Origin of the sequence: Frankia sp. CcI49 (assembly GCF_001983215.1) — a bacterium.
Taxonomy (GTDB): Bacteria; Actinomycetota; Actinomycetes; order Frankiales; family Frankiaceae; genus Parafrankia; species Parafrankia irregularis.
The window spans coordinates 371,110-388,798 of sequence record NZ_MOWP01000006.1 but is presented as its reverse complement, the minus strand read 5'-3'; the positions used below and the strand labels follow the sequence as shown (position 1 = coordinate 388,798).

The 17,689-nt window shown below is 71.1% G+C and carries 13 protein-coding genes; 7 read left to right on the top strand and 6 right to left on the bottom strand.

The window, feature by feature from the left end:
- Window positions 1–19: 19 nt before the first annotated feature.
- Window positions 20–1,666 carry an esterase-like activity of phytase family protein gene (locus tag CcI49_RS05770; RefSeq protein ID WP_054567697.1) on the bottom strand — a complete coding sequence of 549 codons (1,647 nt, stop codon included), beginning with the start codon at window positions 1,664–1,666 and terminating at the stop codon, window positions 20–22.
- A gap of 748 nt (window positions 1,667–2,414) precedes the next feature.
- On the opposite strand from CcI49_RS05770, the gene CcI49_RS05765 reads away from it, so the two are divergent.
- The 5 genes from CcI49_RS05765 (at window position 2,415) to CcI49_RS05745 (ending at window position 9,027) form a co-directional block, all read left to right on the top strand.
- Entirely contained in the window at window positions 2,415–3,764 is a 1,350-nt protein-coding gene (locus tag CcI49_RS05765; protein ID WP_054567696.1) for an ABC transporter substrate-binding protein, read from the top strand.
- A gap of 345 nt (window positions 3,765–4,109) precedes the next feature.
- Window positions 4,110–6,050, top strand: a complete 1,941-nt coding sequence (locus CcI49_RS05760; RefSeq protein WP_076824787.1) for a PhoX family phosphatase — start codon at window positions 4,110–4,112, stop codon at window positions 6,048–6,050.
- A 205-nt stretch (window positions 6,051–6,255) separates the two neighbouring features.
- A complete protein-coding gene (locus tag CcI49_RS05755; protein WP_054567694.1) occupies window positions 6,256–6,558 on the top strand; it encodes an antibiotic biosynthesis monooxygenase in 303 nt (100 codons plus the stop codon).
- A gap of 63 nt (window positions 6,559–6,621) precedes the next feature.
- Complete coding sequence (locus tag CcI49_RS05750) at window positions 6,622–7,374, top strand: AraC family transcriptional regulator (protein WP_054567693.1); 753 nt, start codon at window positions 6,622–6,624, stop codon at window positions 7,372–7,374.
- A gap of 324 nt (window positions 7,375–7,698) precedes the next feature.
- Complete coding sequence (locus tag CcI49_RS05745) at window positions 7,699–9,027, top strand: beta-ketoacyl-[acyl-carrier-protein] synthase family protein (RefSeq protein ID WP_241839911.1); 1,329 nt, start codon at window positions 7,699–7,701, stop codon at window positions 9,025–9,027.
- A 10-nt stretch (window positions 9,028–9,037) separates the two neighbouring features.
- On the opposite strand, the gene CcI49_RS05740 is transcribed toward CcI49_RS05745, so the two are convergent.
- The 5 genes from CcI49_RS05740 to CcI49_RS05720 all read right to left on the bottom strand — a co-directional run bounded on the left by CcI49_RS05740 (window position 9,038) and on the right by CcI49_RS05720 (window position 14,203).
- The gene (locus CcI49_RS05740; RefSeq protein ID WP_158230711.1) at window positions 9,038–9,769 is read right to left on the bottom strand and encodes a TetR/AcrR family transcriptional regulator C-terminal domain-containing protein; all 732 of its coding nucleotides are present in this window, start codon (window positions 9,767–9,769) and stop codon (window positions 9,038–9,040) included.
- A 73-nt stretch (window positions 9,770–9,842) separates the two neighbouring features.
- Window positions 9,843–10,850 carry a dipeptide/oligopeptide/nickel ABC transporter ATP-binding protein gene (locus CcI49_RS05735; RefSeq protein WP_076824783.1) on the bottom strand — a complete coding sequence of 336 codons (1,008 nt, stop codon included), beginning with the start codon at window positions 10,848–10,850 and terminating at the stop codon, window positions 9,843–9,845.
- Between the two features lie 279 nt (window positions 10,851–11,129).
- A complete protein-coding gene (locus CcI49_RS05730; protein ID WP_076824781.1) occupies window positions 11,130–11,897 on the bottom strand; it encodes a glucose 1-dehydrogenase in 768 nt (255 codons plus the stop codon).
- A 6-nt stretch (window positions 11,898–11,903) separates the two neighbouring features.
- Window positions 11,904–12,935, bottom strand: a complete 1,032-nt coding sequence (locus CcI49_RS05725; RefSeq protein WP_076824779.1) for a phosphotransferase family protein — start codon at window positions 12,933–12,935, stop codon at window positions 11,904–11,906.
- Window positions 12,932–14,203 (bottom strand): acyl-CoA dehydrogenase family protein, encoded by a 1,272-nt coding sequence (locus CcI49_RS05720; RefSeq protein ID WP_076824777.1) that lies wholly within the window; start codon window positions 14,201–14,203, stop codon window positions 12,932–12,934. The genes CcI49_RS05725 and CcI49_RS05720 overlap by 4 nt, the downstream gene beginning before the upstream one ends.
- A 792-nt stretch (window positions 14,204–14,995) precedes the next feature.
- Here CcI49_RS05720 and CcI49_RS05715 point away from each other — a divergent pair.
- The gene (locus CcI49_RS05715; RefSeq protein ID WP_054567687.1) at window positions 14,996–16,132 is read left to right on the top strand and encodes an AMP-binding protein; all 1,137 of its coding nucleotides are present in this window, start codon (window positions 14,996–14,998) and stop codon (window positions 16,130–16,132) included.
- Entirely contained in the window at window positions 16,132–17,547 is a 1,416-nt protein-coding gene (locus tag CcI49_RS05710) for an aldehyde dehydrogenase family protein (protein WP_054567686.1), read from the top strand. The genes CcI49_RS05715 and CcI49_RS05710 overlap by 1 nt, the downstream gene beginning before the upstream one ends.
- The last annotated feature ends 142 nt before the right edge of the window (window positions 17,548–17,689 follow it).

The window sequence follows — 17,689 nt, the reverse complement described above, 5'->3', positions numbered from 1 at the left end:
GCGCCTGACCTCCGCTGGATCAGTGCCGGCCGCCGTTGCGGACGGTGATGGTGACGGTCGCGGTGCTGGTGCCGGCGGGGAGCCTGGTCGTGTCGACCACCAGGAACGCCCCGTCGTCCTGCTGGCCGTTCGGCAGGATCTTGGCCTTCAGCTGGAACGGCGCCGCCGTGTTCGTCACGCCGTTGATGCCGAAGTCGTTGTCGTTGGTGATGACGAGCGTCCGCCCGCCGTCGGTCGTCGCGACGCCCTCGACCTTGTCGTGGCCGAAGAAGCCACCGGTCGGGTCGAGGGTGCTGACCAGGCCCGCGACGTCCACATCCAGCTTCTTGCCAACCGGGCGGATGCCGGCCGCGGCCAGCGTCGCCGTCGCGGTCGCGGTGTCGGAGCTGCCGACCGTGGCCTCGATGGTCTTCTGGGCGCTGCCCAGCAGCAGGCCGCCCTTGGCCGCGGTGTACACCGCGCCCGGCACCGACGCCTGCGGGCCGACGTCGGTCGCGCCGTCCAGGTCGATCGCGAAGATCTTCTTGACCGCACCGGGCTCGAAGACGCCGTCCCGCTCGGTGACCAGGAACCTCGAGTTGCCGACCGCGGTGATCTCACTGACCGCGCCGACGTTGCGCACCGGGTCGTCCAGCAGGTACAGGTACTCGTGGGTGGCCCTCGTCCGCAGGTTGTAGGTGACGATGCGCAGGGTCGTCACGGTCGCCGGCTTCGGCGTCAGGTCCTTCTGCGCCAGCGCGGACTGCATCATCCCGACGAGCGTCGTGCCGTCCGGGGTGATGGTCAGGCCCTCCATTCCCCGGTTCGGCATCCGGTTGGCGAGCTCCGCGGGCAGCGCGCCGTTGAAGGGGGAGAGGCGCTCGATCGCCTTGCCGTCACGGTCGAAGTGCGTGATGTACGGCCCGTACTCGTCGGAGACCCAGAACGTGCCGTCGCGCAGCGCGACCAGGCCCTCGGGGTCGTAGCCGTTCGGATCGGCGGTGAGCACGTTCCCGTTCAGGTCGAGGATCGTCTCGCCGGTGCTCGCCTCGGTGCTGACCCGCCCGTTGTAGGGCGTGCCGTCGGCGGCGCGCAGCGTGATGGTCCGCTCCAGCACCGCCCTGCCGTCGACGAGCCTGAACTTCCCGATCTTCGGGGCGAAGGACGGCAGCGGCTCGATCTTCACCCCGCCCGGGCCGTCGACGTTCGGGCCGCGGTCGGTCAGGCCGTAGAACTCGTTCCTGGAGCCGGGCACGGGGTACACGGACGACCCGTAGGCGCCGCCTTTGATGGTGACACCGCCGATGGTGGCGAGCGGGGCGACCTGTGTCTGGTAGACGCTCACCGCGTCACTGACGGTGTAGCTGAAGCTGTCGGTGCCGGTGAAGCCGGCCTTCGGCGTGTAGCTGAAGGAGCCGTCCGCGGCGAGACTCAGCGTTCCGTTCGTGGGCGCGGTGTTCGAAACCAGGGTGGCGGGCTCGCCGCTGTCGTTACGAAGGATGCCCCCGGCACGTACCGAGAGCGTCTTTCCGGCCGACACGCTGTAGGTGTCGTTACGAGCCTGCAGCCTTTCGCCGGGACGCGATCCGCCCCCGCCGGCCTGGGCGGCGCCGGCGGCGGCACCGGCGCCGAGCAGTGCGACAGCCAGCGCGCCAGCTGTCACGCTGGTCCGGCTCGGTCGATTCATATGTTCCCCCCTTGTGGGTCGCGGGCCCGATGGCACGCGCCGTAGAGCTTCTGCCGCCGTGATGGACGCCGGGCATCCCGCAAATGGACCATCCGTAAACCGCGCCTGACATGTCGATGATCGGCAACGGGTCTGACCTGCGGTGATTCATCTGTTCCGGCGCGCCCGCGGTGATGCTCCGGTGGCGCTCCGATGCGTTCGGGGTGCGGTTCGGCGGGGCCTCGGGGAGGAGTGGGCGTGACGTCGGCCCGGAGGTGCGCTGCGCGGCCGTGCCGGTCGGTTGCGGCCGGTGTGGCGGTGCGCCGGTGCTCCGGTGGCGCGGTGAGGATCCTCGCGGCCTTCCCAGTGGCCGCAGGGAGTCCGCCGGTACCTCTAGATGATTAAGTGTTACTTGCGTCTCATCTAATCCCTCTATAGCCTAAAGCAGTCGACTTGTAGGACTGGTGGGGGTGCGTGCGGGGCAGGCCGTGATCCATTTCCCGCATGATTCCGGCGCGTGACCAGGGGAGCTGTCCCTCGCCTGTCCGTCGTGAACCTCGGGATTCGGGTGTGGAGCCTGCGGCGAGTGAAGTCCGGTTCCGGTCGATGTGCCTGACCGAGCATCGACCCCACTCCGCACGGGTCGCCTCCACCCGGAAATGCGGGCCGGTCGTCGGGCCGGTCGTGCAGTATACGTCGTGACAAATCCATGGGCTGGTTGCGCTCGGCCGCACTGCTTTCGAGCGCCTGGAACCGAAGGACTGACCACGTGCCTGTGAAGAGGCTTGAACTCCACTTAGGGCGGCTGGTGGCACTGGTCGCCGCGCTGGGCGTCCTGCTCGTCGCATGCTCCAATTCGTCGGGATCGGACTCGACGGAGAACAAGGGCGGCAGCGGCGGAGCGGTGGTCTCGAACAGTGCGCCCGGGGTGACCGCGGACGCGATCAACTTCTCCATGCTTGCCACCAAGAGCAACAACCCGACCGGCGCCTGCATCTACGACTGCTACGCCCAGGGTATCGAGGCCTATTTCGCCTTCCGGAACAGCGAGGGCGGGGTTCACGGCCGCAAGCTCGCGCTGACCGAGAAGATCGATGACCAGCTCGGCCAGAACAAGCAGGGCGCACTTAAGATCATCAACGACAACAACACCTTCGGCACCTTCAGCGCCGCCCAGCTTCCCCTGGGATGGGGTGACCTGGCGGAGGCCGGTGTTCCGCAGTACGTGTGGGCCATCCAGCCGGCGGCCATGGCCGGCCACGACGACATCTGGGGTAACGCGGGCATCATCTGCCTGGACTGCACGGCACGCTACTACCCGTACGCCGCCACGCTGGTCGGCGCGAAGAAGATCGCGGCGCTGGGCTACGGAGTCTCGGACAGCTCGAAGCGGTGCACCCAGTCGGTGCGCGACTCGATCGAGCTCTACAAGGCGGACACCGGGCAGGAAGTCGTCTACTACAACGAGGGCCTGGCGTTCGGCCTGCCGAACGGCGTCGGCCCCGAGGTGTCGGCGATAAAGCGCGCCGGGGCCGATATGGTCATCACCTGTTTCGACCTGAACGGTCAGAAGACTCTYGCCCAGGAACTGCAGCGCCAGGGCCTCGCGGACGTCAAGCTCCTGCACCCGAACTCCTACGACCAGAAGTTCGTGGAGGAGGCCGGTGACCTGTTCGAGGGCGACATCGTGCAGGTGCAGTTCCGCCCCTTCGAGGCGGACGCCGGTGACAGCGGCCTCGGCGACTTCAAGAAGTGGATGGAGAAGACCGGCGCGGAGATCTCCGAGGTCGCGATGATCGGCTGGATCGACGCCGACATCGCCTACCAGGGAATCCTCAAGGCCGGCCCGTCCTTCACTCGCCAGAGCGTGATCGACGCGACGAACAAGATCACCGACTACACCGCCGACGGCCTGATCGCGCCCATCGACTGGACCCGGATGCACGAGAGTGCGACCCAGGAGGATCCGACGACGCACGGCGCCAAGCAGGAATGCACGAGTTTCGTCCAGATCAAGGGCGGGAAGTTCCAGATGGTCGGTGCGACGAAGGAGAAGCCCTGGGTCTGCTGGTCCAACGCGAACCGCGACTGGGCCGAGCCGACGAAGACCTCCTTCTGAGATCCGCGGAGTAGTTCCCGTCAGACGGGTTCCTCCCCTGCGCCACGGGCTGGCCGGCAGCGTTGCCGGCCAGCCCGTCCGCGTCTGGGTCGTCGGTGAGCACTTCCCGATGTCGCCGGCGGCGGTCTGGTCCGCCAGGCACCCGCCCGGTCGGCACTCCTCGCGGATCGTGCCGCGACCGGGAAGTAGACCGTGCGCGATCCGACCTGTTTTCGACCAGAATGATCTGTGGACCCCTCAACGTTGGCCTGCGGTTCACCCGCGGTTCGTTCACAGGTTCTTCACAGCAACACGGGGGCTTATTAGCGTCGGCGGAGAGCGAGGAAGACTCACGACGGAGGAATTGTGCGCGACACTGACGACGCCGCTTCAAACCCCACCGATAACCCGAGCCTTTCCGACATCATCGCCACCCGGCTGAACCGTCGGACGCTTGTCGGTGGCGGAATCGCGGCGGTAACCGCGGGATTTCTCGGCGTGGCCGGCGCGGGTGCCGCCGGCGCGAGCGGTCCGGCCGCGGGCCGGCCCGGCGGTGGCAGTGGCGGCAGCGGCCACGGGAGTTCCAGGCTGTTGGGCTTCGCCGAGGTACCGATCAGCACGGCCGACGCCGTCGTGGTGCCGGAGGGCTACACCGTCCAGGTGCTCATTCCCTGGGGAACGCCACTCGCCAAAAACGGCCCGGCCTGGAAGAAGGACGGCTCGAACAGCGCTGCCGACCAGGCGCTCCAGGTCGGAATGCACCATGATGGAATGCATTTCTTCCCGACCGGCCGCGGTTCCGACGCGAACCGTGAGGGCCTGCTGGTCGTGAACCACGAGTATGTCGACCAGAAGCTGCTTTTCCCGGACGGTGACGCGCTGCTCACCCCGGAGAAGGTCGCCAAGGCGCTCGCCGCGCACGGCGTCAGCGTGATCGCCATCCGCCAGCAGGGCGGGAAGTGGACCAACGTCGACTCCCGTTACAACCGTCGGGTCACCGGTGCCACGCCGGTCACCTTCTCCGGCCCGGTCACGCTGCGGCACGCCGAGCTGGCGTCGAACAACGCCGCCCTCGGCACGCTGAACAACTGTGCCAACGGCTACACCCCGTGGGGCACCTACCTCACCTGTGAGGAGAACTGGAACAGCTACTTCGGAACCACCGACACCACCTGGGCGCCGAGCGCGGCCCAGTCCCGGTACGGCGTGAGCGCGGCCGGCGGTGGCTACAAGTGGCACACCGCGGACGCCCGTTTCGACGTGGCGAAGAACCCGAAGGAGCTCAACCGCTTCGGCTGGGTCGTCGAGATCGACCCGTTCGCCCCGAAGTCCACCCCGGTGAAGCGCACGGCGCTCGGGCGCATCAAGCACGAGGGCGCGACCGTCGTCGAGCACGACGAGCGGATCGTCGTCTACACCGGGGATGACGAGAACGGCGAGTACCTCTACAAGTTCGTCGGCTCGCAGTCGTGGAAGAAGCTGCGCCGTGAGGGCCGGAGCCCGCTCGACCACGGCACGCTGTACGTCGCCACGTTCGCGGACAACGGCACGGGCACCTGGGTGCCGCTGGTGTTCGGCCAGGGCAGGCTCACCGCCGCGGCCGGCTTCACCGACCAGGCGGACGTCCTGCTGCGCACCCGCCAGGCGGCGGACGCGGTGGGCGCGACCAAGCTCGACCGGCCCGAATGGGTCACGGTGCACCCGAAGACCGGCGACGTCTTCGTCAGCCTCACCAACGGGTCGTCCGGCTCGACGGCCGTGAACCCGCGCAAGACCAACATCTACGGGCACATCCTGYGCTTCCGTGAGAAGAAGGGCAACTGCACCGAGCTGTCCTTCACCTGGGACATCGCGTTCTACGCCGGTGACCCGTCCTACCTGCCCGAGGGCGAGTTCGTGCCGGCGAACCAGCCGCTGTTCGGCTCCCCGGACGGTCTGTGGGTCGACCCGGACGGCCGGCTGTGGATCGAGACCGACGTCTCGAACAGCTCGCAGAACCTCGCCACCCGCAAGTACGACCACATCGGCAACAACCAGATGCTCGCCGCCGACCCCGGTACGGGCGAGATCCGCCGGTTCCTCACCGGCCCGCGCGGCAGCGAGATCACCGGCATCACCGCGACGCCCGACGGGACGTCGCTGTTCGTCAACATCCAGCACCCGGGTGAGGCCACCGCGTTCTTCGGTGAGCCGACGCCGGCGGACCCGCGTGCGGTCAGCAACTGGCCGGACTTCGACCCGGCCGGCCGCCCCCGCGCGGCGACCGTCGTCATCCGCCGCAAGGACGGCAGGAAGATCGGTTCCTGATCGCCTGAACCGTACTCCGCGCTCAGCACTCCCGCAGGCCCACCGGTCGGTTGTCCGTCCGGTGGGCCTGTTGCTGTCGGACACCCGCCCGGCTGACCGACCGGAGCGTGAACGCGTCCGTTGGGCGGAGGCCGGCAGCGATGGCGGCGGCCGAGAATCGGTTTCGCACACCCGCGGTATCGCCGCCCGGATCAGGAGGACATCCATGTTCATCGCCATCGTCGACTTCAGTACGTCCGTGGATGACCGCCCGGCCGCTCTCGCCGAGCTCGATCACGAGCGGGATGAGGTTCGCGCAATGCCTGGCAACCTGAGCTTCCGGGTGCATGCGTCGCGTGCGGACGAGAACCAGATCACGATCGTGCACGAATGGGATGGGGCGGAGTCGTTCGCGGCCTATCTGGAGTCCGCGTCGTTCGCGCGCATGGGCAACGCGCTACGGCCCATGATGACCGCCGCGCCGGTGAGTCGTCGTTTCGACGCGCGGCTGTTGGAGACGGTCGCCTGACGCGCCCGCCGCCACCGGCGGTTTCCTACGATCAGGCAATGGCAGGCTTCCGGTGACCCGCGAGTGACCCGCGAGGCCTACAGCTTTGTGCGGACGTTCCGGCCGGAGCCGGCGCGTGAGCTCCGGGTGGACCGTCACTATCTGCTCTGCGCCTCCGCCGGCGCCCTGCGGCTCGAGGCGGGTGACCAGTCGTGGCTGCTGCCACCCGCCCGGGCCGCGCTGATCGAGGCGGGGCAGCCGATCACGGTCAGCATCCCGCAGCCGGTCACCAGTGCCTCGGTGCTGTTCGACCGGGGATTCGTCCCGGCACCGGCGGCGCCGCTGGCGGTGTTCGATCTCAGCCCACTGGCGCGGGCGCTCGTCGCCGAGTGCGGTGCCTGGGGCGAGGGCGACGAGCCGCTCGCCGACTACCCCCGGGCGCTGTTCGCGGCGCTCGCCGCGGTGACCTGGCGGCTCGCCACCCAGCCGAGCCCGATGGTCGTGCCGGCCGGGCGTTCGCCGGAGGTACGGCGGGCCCTGCGCCTGACCGGGGAGCGCCTGGCCGACGAGGTGCGTTTCGAGGACGTGGCGCACGAGGTCGGTCTCACCCCGAGGTCGCTGGCCCGGAGGTTCGAGACCGAGATCGGCATGAGCTGGCGCGCGGTGCTCCGGCGGCTTCGGGTGATCCGTGCGATCGAACGGCTTGCCGCCGACGACACCTCGGTCACGGCGATCGGCCTCGGCGTGGGCTACGCGTCGCTCTCGGCGTTCAACGCCGCCTTCCGGGAACTGACCGGCCTCACCCCGACCCAGTACCGGGCCACCTTCCGGCCCTGAACCGAACCGGCCCTGAAGCGAACCGGCTGCGGGCGCCCGGGCCCGTTTCGCGCGTGCCGGTCGGATCGCCCGTTCGAAACATCGAATCGATGGCGGGTAGTAAGGCCGGCCCGCGGATGGAACCGGTGCCCGGCTCCTATTCTGGGCTCTGGTCGGTCAGCGCATTCGTGGGACGGTCTCCGCCGGGCCGGGCCTGGATTCCGGTGGACGGCATTTCCTGACCGAACGCGGACAGCTCGGATCGGCTGGCGTTCCGCCGCGACCGTCGCGGCGCGGGAATGCCCGGATGCGAAACGGTCCGAACGCGGGGAAGGAAACCCGGAGATGACGTCCTACAGCCCGCAGGAAATGACGAGCTCCGACGAATCCGACTACTCCCACGACACTGATTACTCCAACGGCACCGACGGCACCGGGCACCGCGGCCGTGGTGGCGGGGGGCGACAGGTGGTCGTCACCGGGGTCGGGCTGACGACGCCGCTCGGCGGTGACGTGGCCGACTCGTGGGCGGGGGTGCTCGCCGGGCGCAGCGGCGTGCTGGCGCTGACCGTGCCGTGGGCGAGCGAGCTGCCGGTCCGGATCGCCGCGCCGGTCGCCGTCGAGCCTCCGCTTGCCCGGGTCGAGGCCCGCAGCCTGGACCGCGGCCAGCAGCTGGCCGTCGTCGCGGCCCGTGAGGCCTGGGCGGACGCGGGCGATCCGGCACTCGAGCCGGAGCGGCTCGCGGTCGTGATCGGCTCCGGGGTCGGGGGCGTCACCACCCTGCTCTCCCAGAGCGACATCTTCCGCGACCGCGGGCACCGACGGGTCTCCCCGTTCCTGGTTCCGATGATCATGCCGAACGGGCCGGCGTCCGCGGTCGGCCTGGCACTCGGTGCCCGGGCGGGCGTGCACGCGCCGGTCAGCGCCTGCGCGTCCGGTGCCGAGGCGATCGCCTACGGGCTGGACCTCATCCAGCTCGGCCGGGCGGACGTCGTCGTCGCCGGAGGCACCGAGGCGGCGGTCCACCCGCTGCCGCTGACCGGGTTCGCCCAGATGCAGGCGCTGTCGCGGCGCAACGACGATCCGGGGTCGGCGTCACGGCCGTTCGACAAGTCCCGGGACGGCTTCGTACTCGGCGAGGGCGCGGGTGTGCTCGTGCTCGAGGCCGCCGAGCACGCCGCCGCGCGGGGAGCGAGGGTCCTCGCGACCCTCGGCGGTGCCGGTATCAGCTCCGACGCGCATCACGTCGCCGCCCCCGACCCGACCGGCGCCGGTGCCGCCCGGGCCATCCGGCACGCCCTGACCGCCGCCGGGATCGGCCCGGAGGACGTGGTCCACGTGAACGCGCACGCGTCGGCGACACCGGCCGGCGACGTGGCGGAGAGCCGTGGGCTGCGCGCCGCCCTCGGCCCGGCGCTCGACGGCGTCGCGGTGACCTCGACGAAGTCGATGACCGGTCACCTGCTCGGTGCTTCCGGTGCCGTCGAGGCGGTGTTCGCGGTCCTGTCGCTGCGGGACGGGCTCGCCCCGGCCACCCGCAACCTCACCTCGCTGGACGACGAGATCCATCTCGACGTCGTCGCCGTCGACAACCGGCCGCTGCGCCCCGGCGCCGTGCTCTCGACGTCCTTCGGCTTCGGTGGCCACGACGTGTGCCTGGTGTTCCTCCGCTGACCGCGGTGCGTCACCGCCCGCCCGACCGGTGACCTGGCCGGTCCGGCGGGTCGTGGCGGTCGCGGAGATACTGCAGGCCGGCCACGACGAAGTCCAGCTCCAGCTCGAAGGGCTGCGGGACGCCGTCGCGCAGGACCCGGCGCAGGTGCGGCACCTGCTCGGCGGGGAGCTCCGCGAGGGCGCGGCGGACCTCGGTGACCGTCGGATGTTCCCCGAAGTGCCTGGCGACCAGGATGTCCTTGGCGTTGGCGAAGACCATCCGGGTCACCAGGTTGAGGGCGATCATGGCGTCGCCCTCGTCGAAGCCGCCGTCGACGAGTCTGTCGACCAACGCCTCGGCCGGCATCAGGACGCCGGCCCCCGGCAGCCGGGTGATCAGCAGCGACAGCGAGGCCTCACGCAGCAGCACGCGCCGGACGCCCCGTGCGTAGACGCGGACGGCGTCACGCCAGTCGCCTGTGGGCAGGGCCAGGTGCTCGAGCTCGTTCGCCAGGGTCCGGGCGGTGATGAGCTCGAGGAGCTCCTCGCGGCCGGACACGTAGTAGCTGACGGCCTTGCGGTCCACTCCGAGCCGGTCCGCGACGGCCTGGATGGTCACGTTCGCGGGGGTGAGGGCGGCGGCCGCGTCCACGACCATCTGCCGGCTGATCCGTGCCGGTCGACCGGCACGGCGCCGGGAGCTCCCCTCCACGGCCGCCGGGATGACGTTCCGCGACCCGGAGCTGGTGCTGTCGGCCGTCACGATTCTCCCAGGCTGTTCGTTCGAGGGGGCGAGGCGCCCCGTGTGCTCGGTGGGCATGGCGGCCCGGGTGCCTCTAAGGCCTCCGGCGACGGCTGCGGCCGTCGGGCCGGCGACTCTGGGGAGGCCTCGTCCGCCGCGCGCCCGGCCGGTTCCCACCAGCGCCGCCGCCACTGGCTCGGCCGCCGCCGCTGGCACCGCTACCTGCGCTGCCGCTGCCGCTGCCAGCGTGCCGACGCCGCCGTCCCGTGGCCTGCTGGAACTGCTGCCAGCGCGCCGCCTGATGCGAGGCCGGCGCGAACTGGATCGGATCGGGCCCGGGCTCGGGCTCGGGCCACCGCCACTCGCATCCGAACCGGGGGGCGGGGATGTCACGGCCGCCCTCGCCGCGTTCGGTGATCCGCCCCTGCTCCAGGAAGGCGATGCGATGCGAGATGCGGCGCACCGCGGCGAGATCGGGGGAGAAGAAGACGTAGGCGGTCCCGGTGGACTCCTGGACCTTCATGAGCAGTTCGAGCAGGGCGTGCCCGGCGCGCGGGTCGAGGGCCGAGAGCGGGTCATCACAGATGATCAGCTCTGGCGAGAGCGTCAGAGCGCGGGCGATCGCGATGCGCTGGCGTTGGTCGCCGCTGAGCTGGCCGGGTAACCGCTGGCCGGCACCGGCCGGGAGGCCGACCTGGTTGAGCAGCTCCCGGACCCGCCGGGCCGCCGCGCCGGCCGGCACATGCTCGGCACGCAGCGGTTCGGTGAGCGCCGCCTCGACCGTGGCCGCGGGGTCGAGCGAGCCGTGCGCGTCCCGGAACACCGCCTGGATCTTCTCGTCGAGGCGGCGCCGCTGAGGGTGCGAGAGCGCCACGATGTCGCGGCCCTTGAAACGGATGGAGCCGGAGGCGACCGGGGCCTGCCCGAGCACCGCGCGGCCGAGGGTGGTCTTGCCAGCTCCGTGGCCGCCGACGATCCCGAGGCATTCGCCTGGCTGGACCGCGATCGAGACGCCCCGCAGCACCGCTGCTGCCGGGCCGCCGCGATGCTCTTCGGCCGGGTACTCGACGACGAGGTTCTCGATATCGAGCAGTGCGCTCATCCTTCGGCCTTTCAAGGACGCGGGTCCGCGACTGTCGTGGTGGTCTGTCGGGCATGCTGGTGGCCGGTGCCACGGTGGTGCCCGGAGGCTTCGCCGGGATGTTGCCTATTTTTTCCCGTCCGGGAAAAAGTAGAGGACCGGTCGTCGAGGGTCAAGCCCGTCCAGAATCGACGATCGCCGCGGCTCGGTGCGGCCGCGGCGATCGTCGGATGCCCCTCCCCAAGGGGCGTCGTGCTCATCCCCAAGGGGCGTCGTGCTCATCCCCAAGGGGCGTCGTGCTCAGTGACCGGACATGCCTCCGTCGACCGCGAGGGTCGTGCCGGTGATGTAGGAGGCGCCCGGCCCGGCCAGGAAGACCACGGCCGCGTCCAGCTCGCGCTGCTCGCCGAGACGGCCCAGCGGGGTCGTGTTCGTGATGAACGTCATCAGCTGGTCGCGGGGGATCTCGTCCGTCATCTCGCTGGCGAAGTAGCCGGGGGCGATGGCGTTGACCCGGATGCCGCGGCGGCCCGACCACTGCTGGGACAGGTCGCGGGTCAGCCCGATCAGCCCGGCCTTGCTCGCGGAGTAGGCCGCCTGCGGCGCGTACGACTTGACCAGGCCGAGAACACTCGCGATGTTGACGATGCTCGACCCCGGCTTCATGACCCGGGCGCAGGCCTGTGCCGCCCAGTAGGCGCCGTTGAGGTTGATGTCGAGCACCCGGCGGAACTCGTCGGGCTGCTCGCGCAGCGCCGGCACCGCGGTACCGAAGCCGGCGTTGTTGATCAGGATGTCGATCCGGCCGAACTCGGCCGTCGCGGCCTCGGCCATCGCGGTGCACTGCTCCGGGCTGGACACGTCGGTGGCGACGGGGAGCGCCCGCCGGCCGGTCTCCCGCACCGACTTCGCCACCACCTCCAGCCGGTCGGCGCGGCGGGCGGCGAGCACGATGTCGGCGCCGGCCTCGGCCAGCGCGCGGGCGAACCCGGCGCCCAGTCCGGAGCTCGCGCCGGTGACGACGGCCACCCGGCCATCCAACCGGAACAGATCAAGGATTTCGCTCATCGCTCTCTATCGCCTCTCCAGATTGCCACTCAGGGCCCGCAGCCCGGCGGCGGCCAGCGGGGCCGTGGCCGCACCGGCGCCCTCGAAGCCCTCACCTCGGGTCACCCCGGCCAGGAACCGCGCGTAGATGCCCTCGGCGATCACAGCCACCTTGAAATAGCCCAGCGCAAGATAGAACGGGAAGTCGCTCAGATCACGGCCGGTCGACTCGGCGTACCGGCGCGCGGTCGCCTCGGTACCCGGCAGGCGCGGGCTCGTCGACGCCGCCGACCCGGCCAGCACGTGGGCGAAGGCCGGATCCGAGTAGACGATGTGCACGCCCAGGTCGGCGAGCGGGTCGCCGAGCGTGGACATCTCCCAGTCGACGACCGCCCGGATGATCCCGGGGTCCTCCGGGGCCAGGATCACGTTGTCGATGCGGAAGTCGCCGTGCACGATCGACGCGTCGCCCTCCGCCGGCTGGGCGGCGGCGAGCCCGGCGTGCAGGGCGTCGATGTCGGGCAGGTCCCGGGTGTGCACCCGCTGCCACTGGTCGTACCACCGCCGGATCTGGCGTCCCACATAGCCCTGCGGGCGGCCGAAGTCGCCGAGGCCGACCTTCTCCGGTGCGAGGGCGTGCAGTCGGGCCAGGACGTCCACCAGCGCGTGCGCGCAGCGGTCGATGTCGTCCTGCGCCAGCGCGTGCAGCTGCTCCTCGGTGCGGATGACCGGGCCGGCCACATGCTCGACCAGCGAGAACGGAGCACCGATCACCGTGCCGGAGTCGTGGGCGATCGCCCGCGCCACCGGCACCTCGCTGTCGGAGAGAGCCTCGACCACCCGGTGCTCGCGCAGCACATCGTGCGCCGACGGGGTGAGTCCGCCGAGTGGCGGACGGCGCAGCACCCACCGGCCCTGTCCGTCCGTCAGCAGGTAGGTCAGGTTCGACCGGCCGCCCGCGAGCAGGGTGGCGGTGAGCCCGCCTGCGAATCCGGGTACCCGCTCGACGAAGAACCGCTCGAGCGCAGGCAGGTCCAGGCCTTCGATCGGGGTGCTCACTGGGCCGGCGCCCCAGCCGGCGCCTCGGCCTGGGTGGCTGCCTTGCCCTGCGCGGCTGTCGGGGCCTGCGCGCCTGCCTCGGCCTGCGCGGTCGTGTGCCGCCGCAGCGTGCGCCGCGCGATCGCCCAGCGATGCGTCTCCGACGGGCCGTCGTAGATGCGGAAGGGGCGCACCTCCCGCAGGAACCGGCTCAGCGCGATGTCGCCGGAGACACCGAGCGCCCCGCAGATCTGCAGGGAACGGTCGACGACCCGCCACACCGCCTCGGCGCAGAAGGTCTTGGCGATCGCGGTGGACTGCCCGCCCGAGCGGCCCTGGTCGAGCTCCCAGCAGGCCTGCAGGATGAGGCCGCGGGACGCGGCGATGTCGATCTCGCTGTCGGCGATCGCCTGCTGGGTCATGCCGAGGTCGCCGAGTCGGGAGCCGAACAGCTCGCGCTCGGCGGCGCGGCGCACGGCGAGGTCCTGGGCGTGACGGGCGATGCCGAGCCAGCGCATGCAGTGCGTCATCCGGGCCGGGCCGAGCCGGACCTGGGCGTACTGGAAGCCCTGGTCCACCGCGCCGAGAACGGCCTCGTCGGGCACCTCGCAGTTCTCGAAGACCATCTCGACGTGCCCGCCGAACAGGCTCTCGTCCAGCGTCTCGATGTGGCGCACGATCTTCATGCCCGGGTTGTCGGCGCCGACGAGGAACATGGTCGCGCCGCCGGCGTCCCCGGGCGTGCCGGAGGTGCGGGCCATGCAGATCGCGAAGCCGGCGCCGTCGGCGCCGGTGATGAACCACTTGTGCCCCTGGATGCGCCAGCCGCCGTCGATCCGCTCCGCGCGGGTGGCCAGGGCCCGGGGGTCCGACCCGGCGCCGGGGGCGGGCTCGGTCATCGCGAAGCAGGAGCGGATCTCGCCGGTGGCCAGCGGGCGCAGGTAGCGCTCCTTCTGCTCCTCGGTGGCGACCGCCTCCAGCAGGTGCATGTTGCCCTCGTCGGGGGCGGCGATGTTCAGCGCCAACGGGCCGAGCAGCGAGTACCCGGCCTCCTCGAACACCGCGGCCCGGCCGCGCATGTCCAGTCCGTGGCCGCCGTACTCGGCGCTGACGTGCGGGGCGAACACGCCCGCGGCGCGGGCGGCGTCCTGCAGCTCGCGGCGCAGGGCCTCCGAGGGCACCGCGGAACGGTTCCGCTCCTCGGCCGGGAGCACCACCTCGCGGACGAACTGGGCGGTGCGCCGGGCCAGGTCGGCGACGTGGGGCGGATGGGCGAGATCGACAGCCATCGGACCTCCAGGGTCTGGTCGGTGGGTATCCCGGCAGGCCTGTCTGGCAGCCGACCGTCGGTCGTCAGACAGGCCGTCGCCATCGCCACCGCGTTCATGGTCGGCGGGAAGCGTTGGCTAACAGCTATTAGCTGGATCGTAGCGGTGATCTTGTACCTGCTGCAAGACATGCGGACTGCGAGGTGGGATGACCATTGCGGCCCAGACGGATCAGGCTATTGGGTGTTAGCGGGAGGCTGCGTGGCCCCGCTCGGCCTGGCCAGCTCAACCCAACTCGACCCAGCCCAGCCAGCCAGCCCAGCCCAGCCCAGCCCAGCTCAGCCCAGCCCGGCTCGGCTCGGCTCGGCCAAGCTTTCACCAGCTCGGCCCGGGGTCGGCCCGCTCGCGTGGGCCTGGGTGGCCAGGGCGTGCCCCCTGCCCTTGTCTCTGCCGCCGAGCGGGCCTGGCGCCGAGTCGCCTGGCATGGCACGGTCGAGCGCGCTCGATGCCTGCCGACCCGGCCGTCACGCCAAAAGATGCGCGGGTCCGGTCGCGGCTTGTTACGCTGGGGAATCTCGCATTCTCGCCCCGGCCGATTCCTTCCGTGAATGCGGCCCGGTGATTCGCCCGGATTGCGGTGATGTGGCAGCCGGCGACGGGGGGTGTGTCCGCGGCCGTTGTCAAGGTTCCCGGGGTGCGAACGGCTTCATGTGATCGGTCTATTGGATTTCCGGCGCCGGGGTGGCGGGGATTTCGAACACGGAGAGGATTGGTCGTGCCGAGGTTCACGACCGCATGCAGCGGAGGCCACAAATGTTTCCCGCCATTCTCGACCTCACCTCGACACAATTAGCGGCCGCCGAACCCGACGAATACATCCGGGCCCTGATGCGGTGGCATTTCGGAGAGGAGACCGGCAGCCCCTTCTGGCTGCGCCGGGCCCGGTCGCTGGACTTCGACCCGATCGCCGATGTCCGCACCTACGCGGACCTGTCCCTCTTCCCGAACGTCGTCGACGAGTTCCGCGAGGTCGCGGTGGAGGACCTGGTCCCGCGCGGCCTGCGCGGTGAGGACCGGGCCGTCGCCGGCGTCTTCGAGAGCGGCGGGACGACCGGGGCTCCGAAGAGGTTCGTGATGTTCGAGCGCTGGGCCGAGTTCGCGCTGGGCTGGGACGAGTTCCACTACTCCGGCCTCGGAACGGCGAACCTGCTGGCGGTCGCGCCGAGCGGGCCGCACATGTTCGGGGACTTCGCGCAGCGCCGGGCCCGCCGCCAGAACGGCCTGAAGTTCACCGTCGACCTCGACCCCCGCTGGATCAAGCAGCTCATCGCCCGGGGCGCCATGGACGAGGTCGAACGCTACACCGAGCACCTCGTCGACCAGGCGGCGCACATCATGACGACCCAGTCCGTCGGCATTCTCGTCACGACCCCGCCGCTGCTCGAACGGATCGCCCGCCGCGAGGAACTGGTCGAGCGGATCCGCAAGGACGTCCGGTTCATCTGCTGGAGCGGCGCGCACATGGACGCCGACTCGCGGGACATCTTCCGCCGGGAGATCTTCCCCGGCATCCCGCTCAAGGGCCTGTACGGGAGCACCACCGTCCTCGGCATGTCGCGTGAGCGCCCGTGGCAGGACGCGGATGACCCGGACGGTCCGGTTGGCCCGGACCTCGCGGCGGAGCTGGACGCCCCGGCCGTGTTCGACCCGCCGAGCCCCTACATCACCTTCCAGGTGGTGGATCCCGAGACCCGTGCCGAGGTCGCCGTCGGCGAACGCGGCCAGGTCGTGATGAACCACCTCACCAGGTACGCGCTCATCCCCAACAACCTCGAGCGTGACCTGGCGCGGCGGGTCGAGCCGCTGCCGGGCACGCTCGGCTGCGCCGTGTCCGATGTGGCCCCCGTGTCGACCTTCGGCAGCCAGACCGTCATCGAGGGGGTCTACTGATGGGAGCCGTACCCGCCGGCGAGCCGGTGTACATCGACGCGCTCGGCCCCACCGGCCCGGAGCCCTTCCGCTCCCGGGAACGCCGGCCTCTGACCACCCTGGCCGGCGAGCCCGTCGGCGAGATCAGCCAGGTACCGGCGTTGTACGTGCGCCGGGCGATCAGTGCCATGCGCGCCGCCCCGACCACACCGGCCGCCCAGCGGTTCGCCGCGCTGGACAAGGCCGCCGACCTGTTCGAGGGCGCCGCGGTGGCGGGGCTCCATCCCGACGACTACGCCCACCTCGTGTCGCGGGCGTCGGGCGTACCGCTCGGTGTGGTCCGCGCGTCCATCGCCTGGGTCGCGGACGTCCTGCGGACCCAGCGCCGCACGGTGGAGCTGGCGATGCCACGGGGAGTGGTCGCCGACTGGCGGGACCCGGCCACCACGGCGGGCGCGGCGGTCTGGACGCGCCGTGGGGAGGTCTTCGCGGTCCATGCCGCCGGCAACACCCCGGCGGTGCACGGGCTGTGGCCCGAGGCGCTCGCGCTCGGCTACAAGGTGGCGCTGCGGCCGTCGACCCGCGAGCCGTTCACCGCGTTCCGGCTGGTGAGCGCGCTGCGCGACGCCGGGATCCCGCCGGCGACGCTGACCCTGCTGCCCACCGACCACGCCGTCGCGGACGTCATCATCGCGGAGGCCGACCAGGCGATCGTCTACGGCGGGCAGGACGTCGTCGCGAAGTACGAGGCGAACCCGCGCGTCCTCACCCAGGGCCCGGGCCGCTCGAAGATCCTCGTCACCGCCGACGTCGACTGGCGTGAGAAGATCGACATCATCGCCGGTTCCGTCAGCCATCTCGGCGGCACCGCGTGCACCTGCGCCACCGCCGTCCTCGTCGAGGGCGACCCGGAGCCGCTCGCACGGGCGCTCGCCGACCGGCTGAGCCTGATCCCCAGCCTGCCACCGGAGCACCCCGACGCGACCCTGACCGTGCAGCCGACCGACGTGTCCGCCGGGATCGACCGCTACCTGCACACCGTCGCCGGGGACGCCCGGGCGCTGCTCGGCGGCGACACGATCGTGGATGAGCTTCCGTCCGGTGGCTCGGTCCTGCGACCGGCGGTGCACCTCGTCGCATCGAGCACGGCTCCGCAGCTGGGAGTCGAGCTGCCGTTTCCGTGCGTCTGGGTCGGGCCCTGGCACGAGCGGGACGGCATCGCCCCGCTGCGCGACTCCCTCGTCCTCACCGCGATGACGACGCGGGAGACGCTCATCGAAGCGCTGCTGAACGAGCCCTCGATCACGAACCTCTACCTCGGCGACAATCCCACGACGTGGCTGCGCCCGGGAATCCCCCACGACGGCTACCTCGGGGAGTTCCTCATGCGCACCAAGGCGATGATCCGCTCCGTGCCGGCGGCCGGCAGCCCCTGAGTGAGGCGGGCCGGTGGGTTCCGGCGGCCGCGGGACTCCGCGACCTCGCCCCCCACCGGCTCGCTCCGCCGTACCCACCGGGCCCGCTGCTTCGGCCCGCCCTGTCCGGCCCGCCCTGTCCGGCGCACCCTGTCCGGCGCAT

What these genes read in the sequence shown, in the direction of transcription:
- CcI49_RS05755 (WP_054567694.1), top strand. Translation starts at nt 6,256, where the DNA reads ATGTTCATCGCCATCGTCGACTTCAGTACGTCCGTGGATGACCGCCCG.
- CcI49_RS05735 (WP_076824783.1), bottom strand. Translation starts at nt 10,850, where the DNA reads ATGAGCGCACTGCTCGATATCGAGAACCTCGTCGTCGAGTACCCGGCC.
- CcI49_RS05770 (WP_054567697.1), bottom strand. Translation starts at nt 1,666, where the DNA reads ATGAATCGACCGAGCCGGACCAGCGTGACAGCTGGCGCGCTGGCTGTC.
- CcI49_RS05715 (WP_054567687.1), top strand. Translation starts at nt 14,996, where the DNA reads ATGTTTCCCGCCATTCTCGACCTCACCTCGACACAATTAGCGGCCGCC.
- CcI49_RS05710 (WP_054567686.1), top strand. Translation starts at nt 16,132, where the DNA reads ATGGGAGCCGTACCCGCCGGCGAGCCGGTGTACATCGACGCGCTCGGC.
- CcI49_RS05730 (WP_076824781.1), bottom strand. Translation starts at nt 11,897, where the DNA reads ATGAGCGAAATCCTTGATCTGTTCCGGTTGGATGGCCGGGTGGCCGTC.
- CcI49_RS05720 (WP_076824777.1), bottom strand. Translation starts at nt 14,203, where the DNA reads ATGGCTGTCGATCTCGCCCATCCGCCCCACGTCGCCGACCTGGCCCGG.
- CcI49_RS05745 (WP_241839911.1), top strand. Translation starts at nt 7,699, where the DNA reads ATGACGTCCTACAGCCCGCAGGAAATGACGAGCTCCGACGAATCCGAC.